The following is an 18,869-nucleotide window of genomic DNA, read 5'->3' on the forward strand; positions in this document are numbered from 1 at the left end:
CATCACGGACGTGGAGCCATCACTACGTCTTTGAACCTGGCGGAGAGAGGGGGATCGAGTCAACCCGACCCTAAGTCCTTGATTCTCCTACAGGACGCAAACCAGGAATGTGTCCTGTTTTGTGTCCGGCCATTGTAGCGGTTCGTTCGATCAAACCGCTAGTCCAGCCAAGATCAGCAGTTGTTCGAGAGGAGGCCTCCCTACCCCAGACAGCTGGCAGCCGCTTCTGAGAATTGCTACGCGCGAGGTCCTTGACGCGCCCCTGGCTTGTGCGGTGTCTTCTGTTTCAAACCTTGGCGTGCCCGCTTAACCAGCAGACCTCTCGGAAGCGGATCGCGCTCATTGGATAGGACTTCCTTCAGGGCAAGTTCGGGGCAAGCACTGGCTTCATAGACAGTAAAGTGCCTACTAGCCTCTACTACGACGCGCTTAGTTGTCGTCAGATTATTCAAGGTCAGCCAGCCAGGGGCGGAGGGGCTAGCGGTATCCGCACCTCGATTCAGCATTTCCGCAAAGCCGAAATGCTCTCGATGGGCTAGTCTTACGGTTGAAAGTGGTGAACTTGAGCTTATTGCCTCGTCCACATCGGTTAGAGATGAGAGTGGGCAGCAATGGAAGCTACCGTGCCCGTATATGAGGTAATGAGACCATTGAAGCGATTCGATACCCAATGGTTGAGATGCTACGGGACCCGAGAGTTTCCTTCTGCGATTCCTCTCTTCAAGTATTGAGATGCTGAAATCTTTCAGTCGTGTGAACTGCTTCTCGACTCTGGGGCGGCTTGTTGTTTCCGGAGAGTCTGACGATACGTCAAAGCTTCCGACCATGGATTCGCTCTTCTTAGCTTGAAAGATAGCTAGCCGCGATCTTTTTGTGTCAAGTCTGATCAGCAAAGCAAAGTCAGCGCCGGTGTCTTTCTCCGCCATTCCATTAGTTAAGTTTTTGCTATACCTCACCCATGAAGACGATACTACATAGGGAACGGAGAACGCAGAAGCGCATATTGGTGTCGCAACTGCAAATGCTCCCAAGAGCGAGGCAGTTATGGATTCCTCGTCTAAAGAACTGTGCAAGTTTGAGGCGGATAGCTCGGCGACCGCCAGTTGAAACGCGGCCCCTAAGAAGTTTGAATAATCCTTGATACCAAATTCACCGAGGTGATCGACGATCAATGGAGCGGGTGACGACATTGCCATGCTCGCTGGCTCGGAGGGCCTTCAATAGTAGCTCTCTGACGCGTCGGTCTCTAAGGATTTCATCGCGGTAGATTGACTTGGTCCAGTCGTTAGAAATTGGGCCATGTCTTTCAGAGAGCTTCTCTACGGCAGACATCCAGTCTTTTATTGGCTCTGCGTCGGGGGCCAGACAGTGCAGTCTTGAAAGTCCGCGAGGGTAATTCTTCGCGCCACCGAACAGCCACTTTGCTACAGCCCGAATTTCGCTTTCACTTAGCTGGTCCATAAGTCCAACCAATGTGATTACTCTTTTGCGAGCGGCTGCCCTCTCAAATGACTTGTTCTTCCAATATATTAGAAGCTCCCTCTTTGAGCTGAAGGAGATGACCTTCCCAGGACAGTCGATATGTGATGATGTCCAGCCGGGATCAGGGCCTCCACGTCTCTTGATCGCTATTCCAAGCTTCGACAAGTGAGAAGTAAGTTCGGCGCTCTTCACGGGTGGGGTGGGGTGGGGATTTCACGGAAGCTAAGACGTAATCTCAAATAGTCAAGCGGTATTCGCTAACATTCAAGGCATTCGCCATTCTCATTGCAATCAACGAGAGTCAGATAGAAAGGAAAGTATTGATGAGCAAGCCCACCCTAGACTCCATCGCCACCGCCAAGGCCCGGCTGGAGGAAGAACTCCGGAAGCTCGAAGAACAAGAGAGCCAGCTCCGCCAACAGCAAGCGGCCGCTGCCTTCGCCGAGGTCATGAACTTGCTAGGCCAATACAGTCAGCACTTCAGCGCCAAACAGAAAGCGGAGATCGTGACAGCCGTGGGTGTGGGTAGCCCTGCGAAGGTAAAAAAGCAGGCGGGAACCAAGGAGGTGGCGCCGAAGTATTGGCTGCCACATACCCAGGAGACGTGGAGCGGGCGTGGTCGGCCACCGCGGTCTTTCACTGCCTGGGAGGGAACCGCTGCCTACAAAGAATGGAAGGCGCGGCACCCTGGGGAGAAGTTCCCGAAGTTTCCGGGATAAGCACAGCAACCATGTTGAGCAAGAGGCCCCATCTGGGGCCTCTTCTCATTTCACGACCGGGGACCGTGTTCGTCTCAGGATGCTGAGCCGAAAATTCCAAGGAGCACGAAAAAGATCGTAGGTAGCATGACAAGCGCTCCGATCAGCCCCATAAGGCCGCACGCAGTGATGGCCCAGATCTGGCCGACGTTGAAGTGGCCGGCGCTACGTTGTTGGGCTTGAGCCGCAGCTAAGGGATGGAGGCGCTCCGCGCGCCTCCGAAGGAGGCGTGAGAGCACGGGACCGATGACGAGGCCAAACGGTCCCGTCAGCAGGACAGCGACGCAGAGGCACAGCGTGAACCGGGCTTGCGGGGTCATCACCGAAGCGGTGGGTGTGGCAGGGTAGTAGGTCATGGGCGGATCAGGGCCTGTTCGCCGTCCAGGTGCCCGACGCCCTTGAGAACCGGACCGGCTCGGTGAACGGCCGAACCTGTGGCGTCCCAGCGATGTCCAAAACGATGGCACCGCCAACGTCACACACCACTCCGTCCGCTGTCTCTGATTGGTGGCAGCCGCTCAAGGCGAAGTCACGGTATTCCTGGACCCGGACGGCGCTGCCCATGGCACCTTCGAACTTCGCAGTGATGGCTTTCTGGGCGTCGGCTTCCGAGGGTTGATGGCCGCTACAGGCGGTCAACGCCAGGGCAGCAGAGAGGGCGAGGGCGATGTTGCGAAAGATGGTCATGGTCTCTTCCTGGTTGAGTTGGACGGGCAGGATCATTTGTCACGGTTGCCGGCCGGATCGAACCCACCGATCCACATTCGGGTGTCCCGAAAAGGCGTGAGGATTCCCGAAGGACCGGGATAGAGGTCTTCCGCGCGCAGATAGCCGGATACCCAGGCAACGCTCAGCGCGACTTTCCTGGCCTGCTCGGCAATCCCATCGCGGGACGTAGTGACGTTGAAAGGTTCCCTAGGAGGATTGGGTCCCGAGGTCCGCTGATCGCCCGTGTTCGGTTTCCCGGGACGCACCCGCAGGCCCACCATGAGATCAGTCGTCGCCTTGGTCTGGGCGTTGTCGTTGAGCTCGGCCTCCTCGCCGAGGTCGTCCTTGATCGTCAGAGCGGCGTCCGCGCAAGCCTGGAAGGTCTCCGAGGTCGACGCGTTGGCGCTGGTCCAGATCCGGGCCTCGACCTTCCAGCAGGGCAGGGACGCGCCCCATTCTTTATAAGTCAGCGCGACCCGGGGCCAGTCCAGGCGGCCCATTTGGGCGGCCTGATGGTCCTCGTTCTTGTAGAGCCCATTGATACGGCCGGCCCCACTGATGGGGGTGTAAAGCGGTCCGGTAGCGTTACGGGTGCCGGAGCGGGGCTTGGCCCCGACCATCCTCTCCCCAGCGTCTTTCAGGCTGTCCCCAAGTTGGCGGAAGAAGCCTGGCTTCTGTGCGGACTGGTCCTGGGCGAGGACGGGAGTAAAGGAAGTGAACGCCAATGCCAGGAGCGCAGCGAATGCTCCTTGTCCTGCGTGTTTCATAAGAAAGCCCCTGAAAATCGTCGGCCTGACGACGTTTGCAAATATGGCAAATGCAGGGCAGGATGGGAAGCGGCAGACTGATGGGTCAGTTCATCATCCGTTGGTCTTCATGCCTGCACCGCTGCCCCCAGCTTCAACCTTCGGCCGTCGCCTTCGCGAGGCCAGGCTTGCGCGGGGGATGAACCAGGCCGCCTTGGGCGCTGTTCTCGGGCTGGAGGAAGAGAACACGGCAGCCCCAAGGATTTCGCGCTATGAGCGAGGGGACCGTATGCCGGACAATGAAAGCATGGAGAAGCTGGCCGCAGCCTTGGAGCTTCCTGTCGCCTATTTCCATGCTGCCAGTGAGCCAATGGCGGAAGCGATCTTAGTGATGTCCCAACTGGCCGAAACAGAGCAAGAGGAGTTGGTGCGTAAGATGCGCGCCTTCGTCCAGGAAGGTTTGCATCCACGCGGGGCGCAATCAGGGCCCAGCTCCAGCAACACGCCTGCGCGGGGGCGCTAAGTCGCCCTCAACCGTGAGGGGGAGGCAAAAGCCCAGTTAGAACTTCCGCAATTTTTTGGAAGCCGGCCTCGTGCCTGCTGATTAGATAGTCGAAGATCTGCTCTTGCGTGGCGATCTTCTTGTCTTTGAGGTAGTTCTCGAAATCTTTCTCGCTAGTAAAGTTATCCCGCGTAGTCGTAAAGGGGAACTCGGGATCTTGCTGTCTCGCCGCCCAAAGTGCTTTCTCCACGCTGCTCAGTGGGAGCATATGGATGCTCGGGTGCTGAGCATACTTCTCCTTGGATTGATCGCCATCAAGGATCGCAATCACCTTCTCTGGCGCTGCCAAGAATTGGTCCGACTCATTGCTTTCGATGAGGCTCGCGACCTGAGACGCTCCTCCAACATAAATGACCTTGTAAGTTAGTAGCGTTGTTGAGCAATACCTCTTGACCAAGTGGTGGGTCAGCGAGATTAGCTTCTTGTCTTCCGTTGCAATGTATCTGTCAAATCCAGCGAACCCGAAGAGTCTCGCCATCGCATAGCTGTAGGACGTAGGCTTGATGGAGACATGGCCGGCGTCGCATTCCATATAGAAGATTTCATCGGTCTCAAGTTGCCGCATCAATGCGAGAGAGTGAGTGGTGAACAGGATCTTGCACTCGTATCCATAGCAAAATTCGCGCAGCCAAGCGGGCAGATTCGCCTGAGCTGCCGCGTCCAAAGAAAGGTCGATCTCGTCGATCACCAAGAGCTTCGAAGGTCCCTTGATTGTCCGGTAGAGGTTGATGAGGAAGTGCTCTCCGGAGCTGAGATAATCCTCACGGATGTAAGTTCCATCTTCCCGGACAAGAGCGTAGTAGCTCTTTCCTCTAACCCGGACTTCGGCCATTGCCGAGTAGCGATCTGTCTCGTAGACCGAGTTAAGAAAGGCAATTAGCTCGTCAGGACGTTGGTAGGTCATTAGAGCAATGGCTGTCCGAATGTCCGGGTCGGCATCGCTAGCGCTCTTGAAGAAGTTGAATCGGCTCCCGTATGGCATAGGGAGTTCTGCCGCGATCAGTTCGCGCAGTTCTTTCGGGATTGTTTCGTGGCAGTTGAGTGATCGAATTCCTTTGTCATAGACAAAGGTCGCGTGAGTGCCATCCAGGTCATAGACGATCCGGCTGGTCTCCGAAAAAGCATAAGGCGTTGCCGTTCGTATGAACGTGTCTGAGCTGGAGAGGTTCCGAAGGGCTCTCACCAGGGTCGTCTTTCCCGCACCATTTCGGCCGACTAAACACATCAGTCCGCTCTTGGATAGATCTACGTCAAGGTGGAGATGGGCGATGTGCTGGATGGCTTCAAGCGTTATTTGCAGGCAACTCATTGGGCAGACCTGCGCAGAAAACTGTCAATGACAGTGGTTCCGAACTTGCGTCTAAGCTTCTCAAGATAGGCGCGGTCGGAAGCATAGGCATAGCTGACGAGGCCACCGAGGCGCTCTAATCCTTCTTCCATTCCCTCGTCATACGTTTCCTCAAATATCTTCGACAATCGCGACCGATCCCGAAGATAGAAGTAGATCCAGGACTCGATGCGGTTTCTGATATCGCGGTCAATGGCTATCTTTCCGGTGGGGAGGATCACTAGCCCCAGAAGCTTGATCTTCCGACCGGTTGTGGTCAGCTTGCTCTTTGCCGGGTTGAGGTTGAAGCCGTCGCCCAGTTCAGTCGTGAGGCAGTCTTCAATGACGGATCGTGCGTCCAACAATTCGGCGCGATCCTGGGTGGAGAGCATGATGTCGTCGGCGTAGCGGGTGTAGACCCAGCCGCGTTCAGCGCTAATCTTTGCCACCCGCTGGTCAAAGGAGAGTAGGCAAGCATTGCTGAGGATCGGGGATGTGGAGTAGCCGATGGGTAATTTTCCATCGATGGTAAGAAGCTTGAGGATGTGTTCCAGGTGGTCATCAAGGTCGGCTACGGGAGTCTCGTTTTCCGCCAGCGCCTTCCGAATCAGCGGAGTCGTGATGCTGTCGAAAAAGCGCTCCAGATCGGTCTGGAAGAATGCCCGACTTCTCGCATGCGGCTCGACAGCTTGCAGGAGTGTGGTGCCTTTGCGATATGCAAAGGAGGCCGACGTGTTGACAGGAAGGTGATCTAGGACGAAGCCATTTAGGAAGACGTGAAAGTCTTTCAGCGCTCTGGATGGCTTATAGATGGTGCGGTTCTTCCAATGAACCGGGCTGTAGTTGTCTTCGGGAGAGAGCGCCAAGAATTCCTCAAAGCGGTATTTCCCGTGATACATGGCATCGAACAGCTTGTGCAACGGCTGCGGGGTCATGGATCGTCTTTTGCTCGCTAGAATGATGCGAAGCGTAGCCGATTGCCGAGGAGAACTGCGCATACGAAATGCCCGGTCGGGCATCGGCCTTCGACCGGGCATACGTAAATTGATAAAACGCCGTAGGGACCAGGCATTAGACCGGAGCTACTCCTGGTCGCTGGTGTGTGACCTACCCTAGCGCGCCCTGCCTTGCTATGCAAGCTGCCCGAAGCCGCCAAGCCCTAGGAGCCGCGACAAGTCCACCAATCAAGTCAGCGGGTCAAGCAGCCTCATGGGTAGAACTTCGTGGGGTCACTCAGTTCCTTGGAAAACTGTCCCCGCCGATAGACGGGCAGTTCTACGGGTGGACGGTAAGCAGCCAAGACTTTGATCTGCTTTGTCCTCGCCAATGCAGGCTTCTTGTGGAAGTAGGCCTCGTGTAAGACGGGCACCCTTTTGCTGAGCGAATGGCCTGTGACCAGAGCGATGTCTTCGTCGGACACGCCCTGATGGTGCAACTCAGTGGCAATGGTGTGGCGGAAAGCATGGAAGCCAACACCCTTCGGAAATCCTAATTCTTTCATGTAAGCGCTGAATTGGTTCAGCGCAGCCTGACTGTATCGGGCGTTGGTTTCGCCCGTCTTCTTGTTGGTGCCGGCGGAGAGATGTGGGAAGAGGCGTGGATGGCCGCACTGGCGTATGTCTGCCAAGAAATCTAGAAAGCCGGCGTCCAGAAGGGGTTGCGGGACAGGAAGGGTCCGGATGGCAGCCTTTCCCTTCACGCTTTGCCGGCTCCGTCCCCGGTTCCTGTGGGCCAAGTCCGGATCAACGGTCTTCTGGATGCGGATGCACCAGACGCCACTTTCCTGGATAACGTCCGTCAGCTTCAGTTGCGCGGCCTCGTTGATTCGGACGCCGGTGTGGAGTCCAATCATTGGCAGCCACCAACGGTGTGGATATTTCATCGCCCATGGGATGTAAGTTTCGGGTGCGAAGATGCGTTGGAGGTCGGCTTCGTCGAACAAGCGCTCCGGCTTGTTGGGATCAGTCACCAGGTCCTTCTTGACCTCATCAAATGCATCCATGGGCGACGCCGGGATGGCTTTTGTCTTGGCCAGTCTCTTGAAGAAGGTGGACAAGAAGCGCCGGTGCTTCTCGAACGTGGCAGGGGCGGGCGGCTCCACGCACAGTTCTTTCCCTCGAGCCACGGCTTGCTCGAAAGTGAAGTTGCGATACAGCGGATCGGACAGCAGAAGGGGCGGAGACCACCGCATCAGGTCCCAGAGACGATAGATGTGAGCGTGGTCGATGCGGGAAACAGGCACATCCCCGCAGGCCATCTGGAGGAGCGCCAGCGTGCGGGCCGTGGCGTCCACCGTGTCTCGTGCCAAGCCGCGGTTATCGCGGTCTTGAAGGTAGTCGGCAATCTCAACGGAGAGCAGACGTGCGGGGGTGCCGACGGGCAGGGGTTCGGGATAGCGCGTGCCGTTCTTGGTCACTCGCGAGCGCCGGGTTCTCTCGTGGGCAGCGTTGAGGATCTCTTGGGCGTGGATAGCAGCTTCTCGGCCCGTGATGACCAGTTCCTCCACACGAAAGCTTCCGATGCGGACGTTGAGCATCCGCAGTGTGTCGCCTGCCTGGGTGAGGTAGTGCTCGAGGGCCTTCGAGGTCGGGTGTGTCATCGCTGCTGCTTCCATTGTTCCAATGGAAGTAGTCATAAAACGCCAGCCGAATTCGTCAATAAAAAACCGTGACTTTGTGGATGGCCTTAGGCGTTGCCAATTTGCCGAAACTTATGCGATTGATGCGGCGAAAAATTCCGGGCTTTAGTCAGGGCTACTTCTTTTACGATTCAACACGTTAAGTCACCAGTCACGCACTGATCCGTGGAGTCATTTCTGTACTGTTTAACTGCAACAAGCTAACGAGTTGCACGACTAAGTTAGGAAAGATCTGTACGGAAGATAAATGTTGGCTTATAGCGGTCGCAACTGCTTCCTCCCGATGAGCTCCTGCTCCCACAAGTTCTTGATGTTGTTAAGTCTGGCCGCCTCCTCCCAGAAATCCTCATCAGTTTTCTCAAGGTCGCCTAACAGCCATGAGGTAAACAGGCCAATCTCGTAGCAACAGAAGAGGGATGCCTCGACGTCACCAGGCACCACGAAGCCGATGGCTACTTCATGATGGGTGTCCGTTTCGCTCATCCGAATGGAAGGGAGGATGGATCTCACGTTGGGGTGCGCGCCGTCATCAATCATCGAGTCATACATCTGGCTTATAAGTCCCGCATTGGCGGGCATGCGCTTGCCAAGACGCTTGCACGTGTTTTTGACTGCCTCACCGAACGATCTCCGGCACTTCTTGTGCGCTTCAGGGCTTTCCTGGCGGTGTAGCCAGATATCAGCCAAGTGAGGTTTGCTCTCGATCTCTTGCGCGTAGCAGGCCGCTTCTAAGCTGGCACGAAGCGTTGGGAACAATCCTGCTCGGTATCCAATCAGTGCGGTGTTGATTGAGGAGCAAAACATTGCCCGGGCGCTCAATCTAAGAATCGCTGTAACTGGAATGTTGAGCCGTGCCGAAGTAGAGCGGGCAATAAAGGCATCTAGATCCGCGCACCGGCTAAGCGCTTCGATGTTCGCGGCCCTTGCCGCCTCTGCGCAGTCTTTAGCCGTGTCAAGAAACTCAAAGAGGGGGAGCGTCTGGTTCGCCATATTTCCAATTCCTCATCAGATGGGACGCCAAATCCGGCCGAGTCAGCGCTCCAGCCGAACCCTCAAGCGGCGCGCCCGTTCCTTAAAGGCAGACTCGCCTCCCTCCAGAATGTCGCAAACCGCCTTCCGGATAGCAGCAGACTCAAGCCCGCCGGACTGATAGGAAATCTTGGGAAGCCCACTCGAGCCATCGTGGGTGGAGTCCGCGATAATAACTTGGTCTGCGTCCGTGTTGATTACGAGGTTCGCATTGTGAGTCACCATGATGACCTGCCGGTTGGACTTGGCAAGCACGAACAGCGAGACCAGTTCGTCAAAGACTGATTTTGGATCTAGGTTCTCTTCGGGTTGGTCGATGATGAGCGGACGATCGTCTGCTTCGTCCAGAGCCAGATATAGCAAGAGCAGGACGATTCCACGTGTGCCTGGAGAAAGCTTCCGAATATCAACGCCGTCATAAGTGATCTCGTAACGGACGCGCATGTGTTCCGTGCTGTAGAGCCATCTCGCAAGCCGCTTCAACCATGCCCGATATTCGTCTTGCTGTTCTTTGGGGAACGTTGCGTGAGAGAGAAGCACTTTTAAATGATTGCTGAGAAACGCCGACATCGCGGCCCGAATGTCAGCGGCTGTGCCCTTTTCCCATACCGTCAGGAACGCCGCTTTGGCCACCGCAGTAAACCCTCCTACGCCGTAGAAGGCTCCCGACTTGCGGCGATCTAAGAGATGTTCCTCGGCCTCCTTGGCCCATGCTTCTACGTCTGCGATGCGTCTGACTGAGAAGCCCAACTTTCCCAGGGTTCCAGATGAAGAGGCGAGCTTGGCCAGCAACGGAGCGTAAAGCTGCTCCAATGCAGCCTGCTCATCGATGATCGCTTGGAACGCGCGTTCGTAAGCCGCCTCGCGATCGGTCTGCAAGGCCCGTCGGCGTTCCGATGCTCCCTGCGCATCGATGAGCCGCTGTTCCAGGTTGGTTAGGGCGGTTTGTTCCTTGTTGATGCGATCGGACAACGCGGTGAAGTTCTTCTGCGTTACCTGATCCGCACTGAAGAAAGCGGCGAGGCGGGCCATCTCGGCGTCGATCACAGCCAAAGATACGGTAGCAAGGTTGGTATCGGCCTCGATGTAAGGCTTGTTTGGTTCTCGCGGAGGTGGGGCGACGCCCTTGATCTTGGCAATTTCCGTGTCCGCCCAGGAAACGTAGCTCTGCAAATCTTGGTCGACGCTTCCCTTGTGGACCAACAAGAACGCTTGCCATTGGTTCTCGTCCAAACCGCTGGCCACGTGACGGGCACGCAACTGACGCAATAATTCAGGCGCGCCCGATGTTCGGGTGGCTTCCACCTCGCTCTGTAGCGATAGGAATGTCCGGCGCTGATTGCTGAAGTTTTGGACCTTCGTTCGGAGCGCTTGGGCTACGGCACCCAGCGCAGTATGGCGATCCACTTGCTCTTGTGTTCCCTTTAGCGTCAGCTTGCTTCTATCGACAAGATAGCCCTCGATGACCTGACGCTTCTGTTGAACACTGGTGCTGAGGGTTGGGAGCAGTGCCTCCTTTTCCAGTTCGACGCTGATCGTGTCAGAAAGCTGGGCGATTGCCAGTTCCTCACGCTGACGGGCTTGCTTGAGGTGGATGGTCCATTGATCCCGCAACTCTTCGAAGTCGCTGGCGAAATCCGTTTGGCTCGGCTCATGGGACTGAAAAACTACCCGCTCGATCTCACGGACCAACCCGTCCGATGCACCCGCGGAGGAACAAAGTTCTTCGACGAACTGCTGCGACAGGTAGCGTGCCTTTGAAAACGTCACTCCGTTCGCGCCATCTTGATACGTCAGGGGGCGGGTTTCTATCGCGCCGCCGCCCCAGCTCAAAGTGGTCCTGGCATCTCCGAGCAGACCCCGAGCTCGCACTAGGAAAGAGGCACTGGAGTTCTCGTCTGCATCCCAGCCGGCGATCGGAATAGCGTCACAACCGGCAGCAATGATATCGGCCAAGGCGGTCTTACCGGAGCCGCGGGCACCAACGATAGCGACCAAGCCACTGTTTAAGGGAATCTCGGGAGTCTGGAAGCACTCCGTGCCCTTGATGCTGACATGGGAGATGACATGGGACGGCATGGCAGAGCGGGGCGGCTCTTCGCCCACGTAAGCTCGGCCATCGGGGTTTATACAAGCCTGGCGAAGGGCATCGAAATCTGACGCCCCTTTTATCCAGGAGTAGCGGCTACCCGCGGGCTGGCCCACGTCGTTGAGGGCGTGGGCATCGCTGCCGTGGAGGCACGGCTTGCAAGCCCCGTAGGTAGCGATGATCTCGTCTTTACCAACGGCCCTTTGACCCAGCCAGAACTCGCGTTGGGCGGGGCTGCTCGAGAATATGATGTGGGCGAACTTTTCGATTTCGCGACGTATGGTTTTGTCAGACGCTTGATTGAGGCCACTGGTTCCATCGCCTGAGGCGCCGGCCACGGCGATCAGAATATTTTGTTGGGCCCAGTCGCTGTCCTTGTAGGCCTGCTTAAGCCTATCGAAGCTAACTTTCACCTGAGTCACGCCGTGGCGGAGGGCCGCGTTTTCGTCGACAAGGGAGGGCTCGGCACGCCGCCCAAGGCGTATCAGGTCATCCCGACTGCAGTTAAAGCGATCTCCATAGGCCGCGAAGTCCAGTCGGCCCAAGAAGCGCTTAATCTCTTCGAGGTGGTCGGATGAGGTGGGATTGACTAGCAAATGAGCGTTGACGAACCCGGTCTTGGCCGCTACGTCCAAACGCACTTCGATGTTTGGAAACACGAGACCGATGTTCTGCAGGCGACCTTTCGAACGGTGGAACAGCACGGCTTCGTAGCTGTCCAGCAGGTAGTAATCCGTCACGCCCAGCGCTTGAATCGCAGGGCTGGCGTCTTCCAGACGCCTTAGGTAGTCGTCCCAAGCGTTGGGGCCGAACTGGTCGTTCAACACCGTGCCCGGTGCGTGCACGTGAGGCTCCCAACGCCTCCATTCGGAACCGCGCTCCATGTATAGCTCCCCTTGCCGCAGGCTGCAAAGTCCTTGCTCTTATAGCCTGTTCCTAAGTTCGTCCATTTTCAACCAGCTTCATGGGCCGACAGATCCGCCCTCTGTGCGGAGGGCGCTGAGCCTCCTATACCTTCAAGACGAGTAGCTTCCGAAGAATTGCCGATTTGGGGGCATATCTAGGATGATAGTGTTTACCAAGTGGCTCAATGGGCGCTGGTGCACTGGGGATCAAGGAGTGGCGGATGACTGGAAGCAGGGAAGTTCGTCTGGCGATTATCGGGGGAGGGCCTAAGGCGGTTGCGATCGCCGCTAAGGCCAGCGTCCTCAATCGAACGAGATTTGGCGGAGTTGCGCCGGTGAGCTTTGAGGTCGTGGTCTTCGAGCGCGACCAAATTGGAGCCAACTGGAGCGGCGGAAAGGCCGGTTATACGGACGGTGATCAACAGCTCTGCACTTTGATTGAGCGCGATCTTGGCTTTCCATATACATCGGGGCTTGCCTACAGGATCGAAGCTTTAGCGAAGCAGGATTTGCCGTCAGAGAGCATCGCCAATGCGCAGCTGAGTGTAGACGGTCAGAGCGTGGACATTGATGATGATGACCTCAGTCGAACAGGCTCTCTGATTGACGCCGAGTTACAAGCTCGCTTCTCTTGGTCGGCATTCTTGACGAGCCATGGACGCTATCGCGAATGGGTTGACTCAGGTAGAAAGCCTCCGGAGCACAGGGAATTTGCGAGATATCTCTATTGGGCATTTGAGAGAACAGACGCCCACTTACTCAAAGCAACGGTGACTGGGCTGGGAGTTGGGGGCGGGAAGTGGGAGGTGAAAGCCAAGAGTAAGAACGGCCGGACAATCGAGCTAGATGAATTTGATGGAGTGATTGCCACAGGTCCTGGTCCGGTCAAATCCAAGCTGATAAGGCCGTCATCGCACCGAAGAATCTTTGATGGCATCGACTTTTGGAAGCGTAGAGGCGAGATCAAGAAGGCACTAGATAAGCCTGGGGCTACCGTTGCGATCTTGGGTGGTGGAGGAACGGGCGCTGCAATGTTGGCGTGGCTGGCCAGGAACGGCTACAGCGAAACAGTGGTCACACTTGTTACCGACCAGGCTACCATCTATACACGCACAGACAACTGGTTCGAAAGCCGTCTCTTTGGTGATGCAAGTTTGTGGCAAGCGCTAAGCGACAAGAGTAAGCGCGACTTCTTTGATCGGGTTAACCGAGGCGTGGTCTGGAATAATGTGGTCGCCGATCTGGAGAAGCTAAAAGGTTTGCAAGTCGTTGATGGCAGAGCAACACAGATAGAAGTTCTCAAGGATGAGTTACAGATCCTAGTTCCCGACGCGGTGAAGTCGAACATCGTGCGGGCCAGTATTGCGGTGGATGCGACCGGATTTGACCCTTGGTATTTCGCCGACTGGCTCCCGGCTGGTGCGGGTATGCCTACTACCTTGAAGAGTAAACAGGCCATGAAGAGTCGGATGACGGAGCATCTCGACTGGCGAGGTGGTCGTTGGCGCTTTCCGCCGCTTCATGCACCGATGTTGGCCGATAAATGGGGTCCGGGGCTCGGCAGTCTCATGTCCCTAGGTGCAATGTCTGATCGGGTATTGGGGCGATATTTGACATAACGCCGTGACAGGCATATACGTATACATGTCTGTATTTGGTGAGGGTCTCGTCATGTCAGCAACGAACTACGTGTTGCGCTCGGTCTATCTGGAGCCAGAGATCGACAATTTCCTGCGAGAACAGGCATTTAATCTTGCTGTAAGCAAGAACGATCTAATTCGGCGATACGTGCTTGCTGGCGCCAAAGCAGAACTTGAGAAAGCGCTACAGGCGCCAGTGTCTTCGAAGCTGTCTAACTCGATACCCACAGGTGTTCTAAAGGCGGCTCGAGTAGCAAATCTCATCCCCGCAAGTGGTGATGGCTCCAGTGTTCAGGTGAAGGCTCGGACTCCATCCCCCGCAGGTCTTTCCCATAAGGCTCGCCGTCAGCAGAAGCTCTTGCGAGCGGTGAGCATGGTGCGGGGCGCCGCTATGAAGAAGGCCGCTGCGGAGAAGGTTGCCGCTCAGAAGCCCGTCAAGAAGATCGCTAAGAAGCGATTGGCGAAGGCGTAGCGTCTCTATCCGAATTGCCGGTTCGAATAGCCGGGCACCCTGAGCTGGGATTCGCCTGCGTGTTGGGTGAAGCTACTCCACGCCTAGTGGCAGAGTAGTTCTGTCCCCTATTTGTCTAAGAACTAAGCCCCAGTATGGGGCTTAGTTTCAACCGCCCTGCTGTTTGACGCGCTCACGCATACGGTTGATGGCATCTTTGTAGTCGATCGCTTTTCCGCCCAACAGCAGGTCCAGCGCCACCCAGTTGCGCATGCTGGGATGGATGGCGCCCAGTGGCATAGGTTTGGCCGGTTTCATCGCTGGCCCTAGGGTGTAAAACAGCTTGAAGTTGGGTTGCGGGATTCGAGGATTGAGCTTCCAAGCCACCAAGTCCGCCGAGGGGACACTGGAGGAAGGTAAAGACTTCGACGCGATCGAGCGTATTGCGTCGCTTTCAATAGCCGGTCTTGGCTTTGGAGGACTTGGTTCCCAGTTCATGGAATTTCGGCACCCCATACTGCCTATGCAACGCGAGCCCGATGCTTTCTACTGGGTATCGGGCACGCGACCAGAACATCCAAGGCCCCATGCAGAGTTGACCTGTCAGCAGTGGAGGCATCGCTCCACTCCGAAGTCATTTGAGTTCGAGATTTTTTGGTTGGGCGGCGTTGAATCTCGGAAGGGTGCTCTCTATGTTGAGATCCATGCCTCCAACCTGCCAGACCTGTAACGAAGGCAATTCCGATCGAGGTGATTCCCGGTGCCGGGGACAGGTGGGTTGAAGCGGAGGCGCTCATCAAACTCTCAAATGTGCCCGCCGGCTTGTTTCGCCTGTCATGACATAGGACTGTCTTCCAGCGCAGATCCTGCTGTTCGTTCTGCCCGACGCAGGCCTCTTGAATGGAATCCTGGCTTCGCTGTCCCCACCTCAAGGACAAGCCTCCTCCACGGCGCTTCTGCTCTGTTGCGGCCCTTTGCTGCGCGCCGCTGCCGCGGTGCTCACTCCCGGGTGCGGTATGGCCTGGCGCTTCGCTGTTCGGTTCCCACGAGGCGCACGACGCGCCGGTGAGAAGAACTGATGAAGCACACCAACGACTCGAATGCGCACTACTCCCTGCAGATGACCGCCGAGGACGTCCTCCGGGCAGCCGCAGACATCCTGGAGCAGCGGCTCCGCCGTCAGGGCAGCATCACTGAACCCGCGCAGGCGGGCGATTACCTGGTTGCCCGATGTGCTCACCTGGCTCACGAAGTCTTCGGTGTCATCTTCCTGGACACTCGCCATCGGATCCTGAGCACGGAGCACCTATTCTTCGGCACCCTTGATGCCTGCGAAGTCCATCCTCGCGTGGTTGCCAAGCGTGCGCTGGAGCTCAACGCAGCGGCGACGGTCCTGTTTCACAACCATCCAAGCGGAAACCCCGAGCCCAGCCAAGCGGACCGACTGATCACGGACCGTCTGAAGCAGGCACTCTCTGTGCTCGACATTCGGGTTCTTGACCATCTCGTCATCGGCGGTCGGCAGCACGTCTCCCTGGCAGCGAGGGGGTGGGTCTAGGCCCCTCGCGCGGTGCTACCATTTGGGCAGGCGGGTAAATTCATTTACAAAGAAAATGAATTGCACGCCGTTGCATGGGGCCAAGATACTAACGCTGCGTGATCAGGGGTGAAGTCGATCACGGTCTGCACAACCGGTTTGGGGGCCGGAGGCAGGTGCGTAGCACGTGCACGACTCCCCAAACGGAGGCAAAGGAATGGCTGTCTACATCTCTGACTTGGACATCAGGAACTTTCGGTCGTGCGTGGCAACCAGCCTGCAGTTGACGTTCTTCACACCGCTGGTTGGCTTGAACAACTGCGGGAAGAGTAATTGCCTCACGGCTCTCCAGTGGTTGGTTCGCAAGGTGAAGCTGGGGACGGAAGACTTCCACGACCCCACCCAGCCGGTGCAGGTGATGGGAACCCTGCGCGGTATCACCGAAGCGGATCTGGACATCCTGGAGCAGAAGCACCGTAAGAAGATCGAAGGGCATGTGCGCGACGGTGTGCTTGTATTGCGTCGCGAACAGCAGGTGCCGGGTGGCGATACCGAACTTACCGTGATGAATCCCGACACCGGCGAATGGGACCCTAACCCCACCGGGATCGACAACGCCATTTCAGCGCTTTTCCCGGACCCGATCCGAATTGGGGCCATGGAGAACGCGGAAGAGGACGCTAGCAAGGCCAAGACGACCACCACGATTGGCAAGCTGTTAGCCTCGATGCTTGCGGCCATCCAGGAGCAGCACGAACAGGCGTTGACCCCTCACCTAGCGGCCATCTTGGGAATGATTTCTGCTGAGGGTGGCGAACGTTTCGAAGAGCTGGGTCGCATCGATGAATCGATCAACCGCAAGATCTCGGACCTGTTCCCCGGAATCCGCATCAAGCTCGACTTCCCGGCGCCTGTATTCAACGACCTGATCAAGGCCGGCACGGTCAAGGTTTACGAAGGGGAGGGACGAGGGCGTGCCTTCGGATCATACGGGCACGGCGCGCAACGCGCCATCCAGATGGCAATGGTGCGGCACCTGGCAGACCTGAAGCGAGGAGAAGCGGCGGCTGGTGGCGTCACCTTGCTCTTGGTGGATGAGCCCGAGTTGTTCATGCACCCCTTCGCAGTAGAGCAGGTGCGTGAGGCTCTTCGTTCGCTGTCGGATGCGGGGTATCAGGTGGTGTTCTCAACCCACTCGGCACAGATGATTCTCGCCAAGGACGCGAAGAACGCTCTTCTGATGACGAAGAATCACATTGAGGGCACCAGGGCACGTCCCCGCATGCAACTGGTGGTGGAGCAGTTGGTGGGAAATCCGACCCACCAGCTCCATCAACTCTTCAGTCTCACGAACTCTTCCCAGATATTGTTTGCCGACAAGGTCGTGCTCACGGAAGGGAAAACGGAACTTCGCCTGTTGCCGTCCATCTTCCACGTCGTCACGGGCAAGACCATGGGGCAATCCTCCCTCGCAATCGTTGCGATGACTGGGGTTGCGGATACAAAGAAGTCAATGGAAGTCCTGTCTGGAATTGGTCTGCCATCGTGCGCAGTCGTCGATCTCGACTTCGCATTCCGCCATGCCATCAAGCATGGCTTCTTAAAAGGAGATGATCCCGACATCGCCGCATGTAAGACGGTCCTTGCGCGGATGGCTGGGGATGGAATGATTTCTCTAGAAGGTGGCTTGCCGCGTAAGGGTGTCCAAGGTTCGGCTTCGAAGGCGTTCGAGCTGCTCGCGGCCGATGATGAGGCGAGGGTCCACATTGCGGAACTGGTCAGGAAGTTGCGCGATCAGAACGTTTGGCTTTGGAGTGCGGGAGCCATTGAGCCCCATCTCGGCCTGTCGGAAAAATCGGAGCACGCTTGGCTATCGTTACAGGTCCGTCTGGAGAGCGAGCCACTGGAAGATATCTGCGCGGATGCTGAAGGCATTCGTTCCTTGGTCGAATGGATGGGCGCTGTTCCCGCTGAGGTAAAATCTGCGTGAGTGGCCGAAAGTGGAATGCGTATCTGCTGACGGACGCGGAGCGCGAGCTCCGTCTTTCCGAGCATCGTTTCTACGTTGAGCAGACGAAGAGTCGGCTGCTGTCCCAGTTTGCCAACATAGAGGCAGAGGCCGAGCAAGCTGAAGCCGAGCACTGGGAGCGCAGTGGCCAGTCCTTTAATCCGGAGTGGGACGACCCAGGGGATCTTGCGGAGGCCGCTCGCGACCACGGCGTGGAGCTCTACCAGTTGCTGAGCGACATGCATGACCGGACGCGCCTGAGCGTGGTAGCGGGCATGTATCACCACTGGGACAAGACTTTTCGGCGTTTCCTGGTCCGGGAGTTCAGGTGGCCGCGGTTGGTGATCGGTGATCACACCCGTCGCGCACTCTGGAAGCTGGACAGCACCAAGCTGGAACGGCTGCTTGCCGCAATCGGGCTGGACCTATCCGGTTTGGCCTGCTATCCACGCATCGAAGCCATGCGATTGGTCGTCAACGTTTTCAAGCATGGTGAGGGGCGGTCGTTGGATGAGCTCCGCCAGCGCTACCCTGAATTCTTGCGAGTGAGTGCTCACGTTTGGAGCTTCATCGACGACACCGACCTGGAAGTGACCGACGATCAGGTCGAACAGTTCGCTGCGGCCATTGAGTTGTTCTGGCGTGAGTTGCCATCGACTGTGAGGTTTGACGAGGATGCGGTGTTGGATGTTCCGGACGAGTTCGAGAAAGCTTGGAACAAGGACCTTGCTTCCCAGCAGACATCCCCTGCTTCGAAAGCGCTCGCCTTGAGGCCCGAGCAATGACGTCAGGGGTAGTGCATAGGCAGGCGCCCCCTAGAAACACGATGAAGAAAGGGACGAAACCTAAGCCTGCGAAGAAGCGTGCGAAGAAGAAGGCTGCTCCTGCTGGCCCTATCGTCCTGACCGCTGCTCAGGACGTCTTCCTGGAGCAGATTACGCAGGAGGGCATGTCCCGAATGCGGTGGTCCCGGGCGTATGCGGAACGCA

16 protein-coding genes are annotated in these 18,869 nt (G+C 56.9%); 7 read left to right on the forward strand and 9 right to left on the reverse strand.

The genetic code is table 11. The features are described 5' to 3' along the window. Positions 1–236: 236 nt before the first annotated feature. Positions 237–1,196, reverse strand: a complete 960-nt coding sequence (locus tag ACSQ19_RS13935) for a hypothetical protein (protein WP_435997744.1) — start codon at positions 1,194–1,196, stop codon at positions 237–239. A 609-nt stretch (positions 1,197–1,805) separates the two neighbouring features. Between ACSQ19_RS13935 and ACSQ19_RS13940 the strand changes: the two genes are divergently transcribed. Continuing rightward, the gene (locus ACSQ19_RS13940; protein WP_435997746.1) at positions 1,806–2,201 is read left to right on the forward strand and encodes an H-NS histone family protein; all 396 of its coding nucleotides are present in this window, start codon (positions 1,806–1,808) and stop codon (positions 2,199–2,201) included. 402 nt (positions 2,202–2,603) lie between these two features. Here ACSQ19_RS13940 and ACSQ19_RS13945 read toward each other — a convergent pair whose 3' ends face one another. Further along, positions 2,604–2,963, reverse strand: coding sequence for a hypothetical protein (locus ACSQ19_RS13945; protein ID WP_435997748.1), 360 nt, complete (start codon positions 2,961–2,963; stop codon positions 2,604–2,606). Then, a complete protein-coding gene (locus tag ACSQ19_RS13950; RefSeq protein ID WP_435997750.1) occupies positions 2,960–3,715 on the reverse strand; it encodes a hypothetical protein in 756 nt (251 codons plus the stop codon). Before ACSQ19_RS13950 ends, ACSQ19_RS13945 begins: the two co-directional genes overlap by 4 nt. 109 nt (positions 3,716–3,824) lie before the next feature. Between ACSQ19_RS13950 and ACSQ19_RS13955 the strand changes: the two genes are divergently transcribed. Further along, positions 3,825–4,217, forward strand: coding sequence for a helix-turn-helix domain-containing protein (locus tag ACSQ19_RS13955; protein WP_435997752.1), 393 nt, complete (start codon positions 3,825–3,827; stop codon positions 4,215–4,217). 7 nt (positions 4,218–4,224) lie between these two features. On the opposite strand, the gene ACSQ19_RS13960 is transcribed toward ACSQ19_RS13955, so the two are convergent. The 5 genes from ACSQ19_RS13960 to ACSQ19_RS13980 form a co-directional block, all read right to left on the reverse strand. Further along, positions 4,225–5,565 carry an AAA family ATPase gene (locus ACSQ19_RS13960; protein WP_435997754.1) on the reverse strand — a complete coding sequence of 447 codons (1,341 nt, stop codon included), beginning with the start codon at positions 5,563–5,565 and terminating at the stop codon, positions 4,225–4,227. Beyond that, positions 5,562–6,518: a reverse transcriptase family protein gene (locus tag ACSQ19_RS13965; protein ID WP_435997756.1), complete on the reverse strand. Its 957-nt coding sequence runs from the start codon at positions 6,516–6,518 to the stop codon at positions 5,562–5,564. Before ACSQ19_RS13965 ends, ACSQ19_RS13960 begins: the two co-directional genes overlap by 4 nt. A gap of 272 nt (positions 6,519–6,790) precedes the next feature. Beyond that, positions 6,791–8,182: a site-specific integrase gene (locus tag ACSQ19_RS13970; RefSeq protein ID WP_436000984.1), complete on the reverse strand. Its 1,392-nt coding sequence runs from the start codon at positions 8,180–8,182 to the stop codon at positions 6,791–6,793. A 294-nt stretch (positions 8,183–8,476) separates the two neighbouring features. Next, positions 8,477–9,211, reverse strand: a complete 735-nt coding sequence (locus ACSQ19_RS13975; RefSeq protein WP_435997758.1) for a hypothetical protein — start codon at positions 9,209–9,211, stop codon at positions 8,477–8,479. Positions 9,212–9,253: 42 nt separating this feature from the next. Next, positions 9,254–12,223, reverse strand: a complete 2,970-nt coding sequence (locus ACSQ19_RS13980) for a TrlF family AAA-like ATPase (protein WP_435997760.1) — start codon at positions 12,221–12,223, stop codon at positions 9,254–9,256. 242 nt (positions 12,224–12,465) lie between these two features. Between ACSQ19_RS13980 and ACSQ19_RS13985 the strand changes: the two genes are divergently transcribed. Then, positions 12,466–13,863 carry a SidA/IucD/PvdA family monooxygenase gene (locus ACSQ19_RS13985; RefSeq protein ID WP_435997762.1) on the forward strand — a complete coding sequence of 466 codons (1,398 nt, stop codon included), beginning with the start codon at positions 12,466–12,468 and terminating at the stop codon, positions 13,861–13,863. Between the two features lie 52 nt (positions 13,864–13,915). After that, entirely contained in the window at positions 13,916–14,356 is a 441-nt protein-coding gene (locus ACSQ19_RS13990; protein WP_435997764.1) for a hypothetical protein, read from the forward strand. A gap of 147 nt (positions 14,357–14,503) precedes the next feature. On the opposite strand, the gene ACSQ19_RS13995 is transcribed toward ACSQ19_RS13990, so the two are convergent. Then, positions 14,504–14,833, reverse strand: coding sequence for a hypothetical protein (locus tag ACSQ19_RS13995; RefSeq protein ID WP_435997766.1), 330 nt, complete (start codon positions 14,831–14,833; stop codon positions 14,504–14,506). A gap of 580 nt (positions 14,834–15,413) precedes the next feature. Here ACSQ19_RS13995 and ACSQ19_RS14000 point away from each other — a divergent pair. From ACSQ19_RS14000 to ACSQ19_RS14010, 3 genes are all read left to right on the forward strand, one after another. Continuing rightward, positions 15,414–15,893, forward strand: coding sequence for a JAB domain-containing protein (locus ACSQ19_RS14000; protein WP_435997767.1), 480 nt, complete (start codon positions 15,414–15,416; stop codon positions 15,891–15,893). A gap of 196 nt (positions 15,894–16,089) precedes the next feature. Next, positions 16,090–17,862: an ATP-dependent nuclease gene (locus ACSQ19_RS14005; protein WP_435997769.1), complete on the forward strand. Its 1,773-nt coding sequence runs from the start codon at positions 16,090–16,092 to the stop codon at positions 17,860–17,862. Further along, a complete protein-coding gene (locus tag ACSQ19_RS14010) occupies positions 17,859–18,665 on the forward strand; it encodes a hypothetical protein (protein ID WP_435997771.1) in 807 nt (268 codons plus the stop codon). Before ACSQ19_RS14005 ends, ACSQ19_RS14010 begins: the two co-directional genes overlap by 4 nt. The last annotated feature ends 204 nt before the right edge of the window (positions 18,666–18,869 follow it).

The sequence above is a fragment of the Pseudoxanthomonas sp. LjRoot127 genome (assembly GCF_964253495.1).
Lineage (GTDB): Bacteria > Pseudomonadota > Gammaproteobacteria > Xanthomonadales > Xanthomonadaceae > Pseudoxanthomonas_A.

Excerpts from the sequence above, each read along its gene's own strand:
- ACSQ19_RS14005 (WP_435997769.1), top strand. The coding sequence starts at position 16,090 with ATGGCTGTCTACATCTCTGACTTGGACATCAGGAACTTTCGGTCGTGC.
- ACSQ19_RS14000 (WP_435997767.1), top strand. The coding sequence starts at position 15,414 with ATGAAGCACACCAACGACTCGAATGCGCACTACTCCCTGCAGATGACC.
- ACSQ19_RS13985 (WP_435997762.1), top strand. The coding sequence starts at position 12,466 with ATGACTGGAAGCAGGGAAGTTCGTCTGGCGATTATCGGGGGAGGGCCT.
- ACSQ19_RS13940 (WP_435997746.1), top strand. The coding sequence starts at position 1,806 with ATGAGCAAGCCCACCCTAGACTCCATCGCCACCGCCAAGGCCCGGCTG.
- ACSQ19_RS13965 (WP_435997756.1), bottom strand. The coding sequence starts at position 6,518 with ATGACCCCGCAGCCGTTGCACAAGCTGTTCGATGCCATGTATCACGGG.
- ACSQ19_RS13935 (WP_435997744.1), bottom strand. The coding sequence starts at position 1,196 with ATGGCAATGTCGTCACCCGCTCCATTGATCGTCGATCACCTCGGTGAA.
- ACSQ19_RS13950 (WP_435997750.1), bottom strand. The coding sequence starts at position 3,715 with ATGAAACACGCAGGACAAGGAGCATTCGCTGCGCTCCTGGCATTGGCG.
- ACSQ19_RS13995 (WP_435997766.1), bottom strand. The coding sequence starts at position 14,833 with ATGAACTGGGAACCAAGTCCTCCAAAGCCAAGACCGGCTATTGAAAGC.
- ACSQ19_RS13945 (WP_435997748.1), bottom strand. The coding sequence starts at position 2,963 with ATGATCCTGCCCGTCCAACTCAACCAGGAAGAGACCATGACCATCTTT.
- ACSQ19_RS13970 (WP_436000984.1), bottom strand. The coding sequence starts at position 8,182 with ATGACACACCCGACCTCGAAGGCCCTCGAGCACTACCTCACCCAGGCA.
- ACSQ19_RS13990 (WP_435997764.1), top strand. The coding sequence starts at position 13,916 with ATGTCAGCAACGAACTACGTGTTGCGCTCGGTCTATCTGGAGCCAGAG.
- ACSQ19_RS13980 (WP_435997760.1), bottom strand. The coding sequence starts at position 12,223 with ATGGAGCGCGGTTCCGAATGGAGGCGTTGGGAGCCTCACGTGCACGCA.
- ACSQ19_RS13975 (WP_435997758.1), bottom strand. The coding sequence starts at position 9,211 with ATGGCGAACCAGACGCTCCCCCTCTTTGAGTTTCTTGACACGGCTAAA.
- ACSQ19_RS13960 (WP_435997754.1), bottom strand. The coding sequence starts at position 5,565 with ATGAGTTGCCTGCAAATAACGCTTGAAGCCATCCAGCACATCGCCCAT.
- ACSQ19_RS13955 (WP_435997752.1), top strand. The coding sequence starts at position 3,825 with ATGCCTGCACCGCTGCCCCCAGCTTCAACCTTCGGCCGTCGCCTTCGC.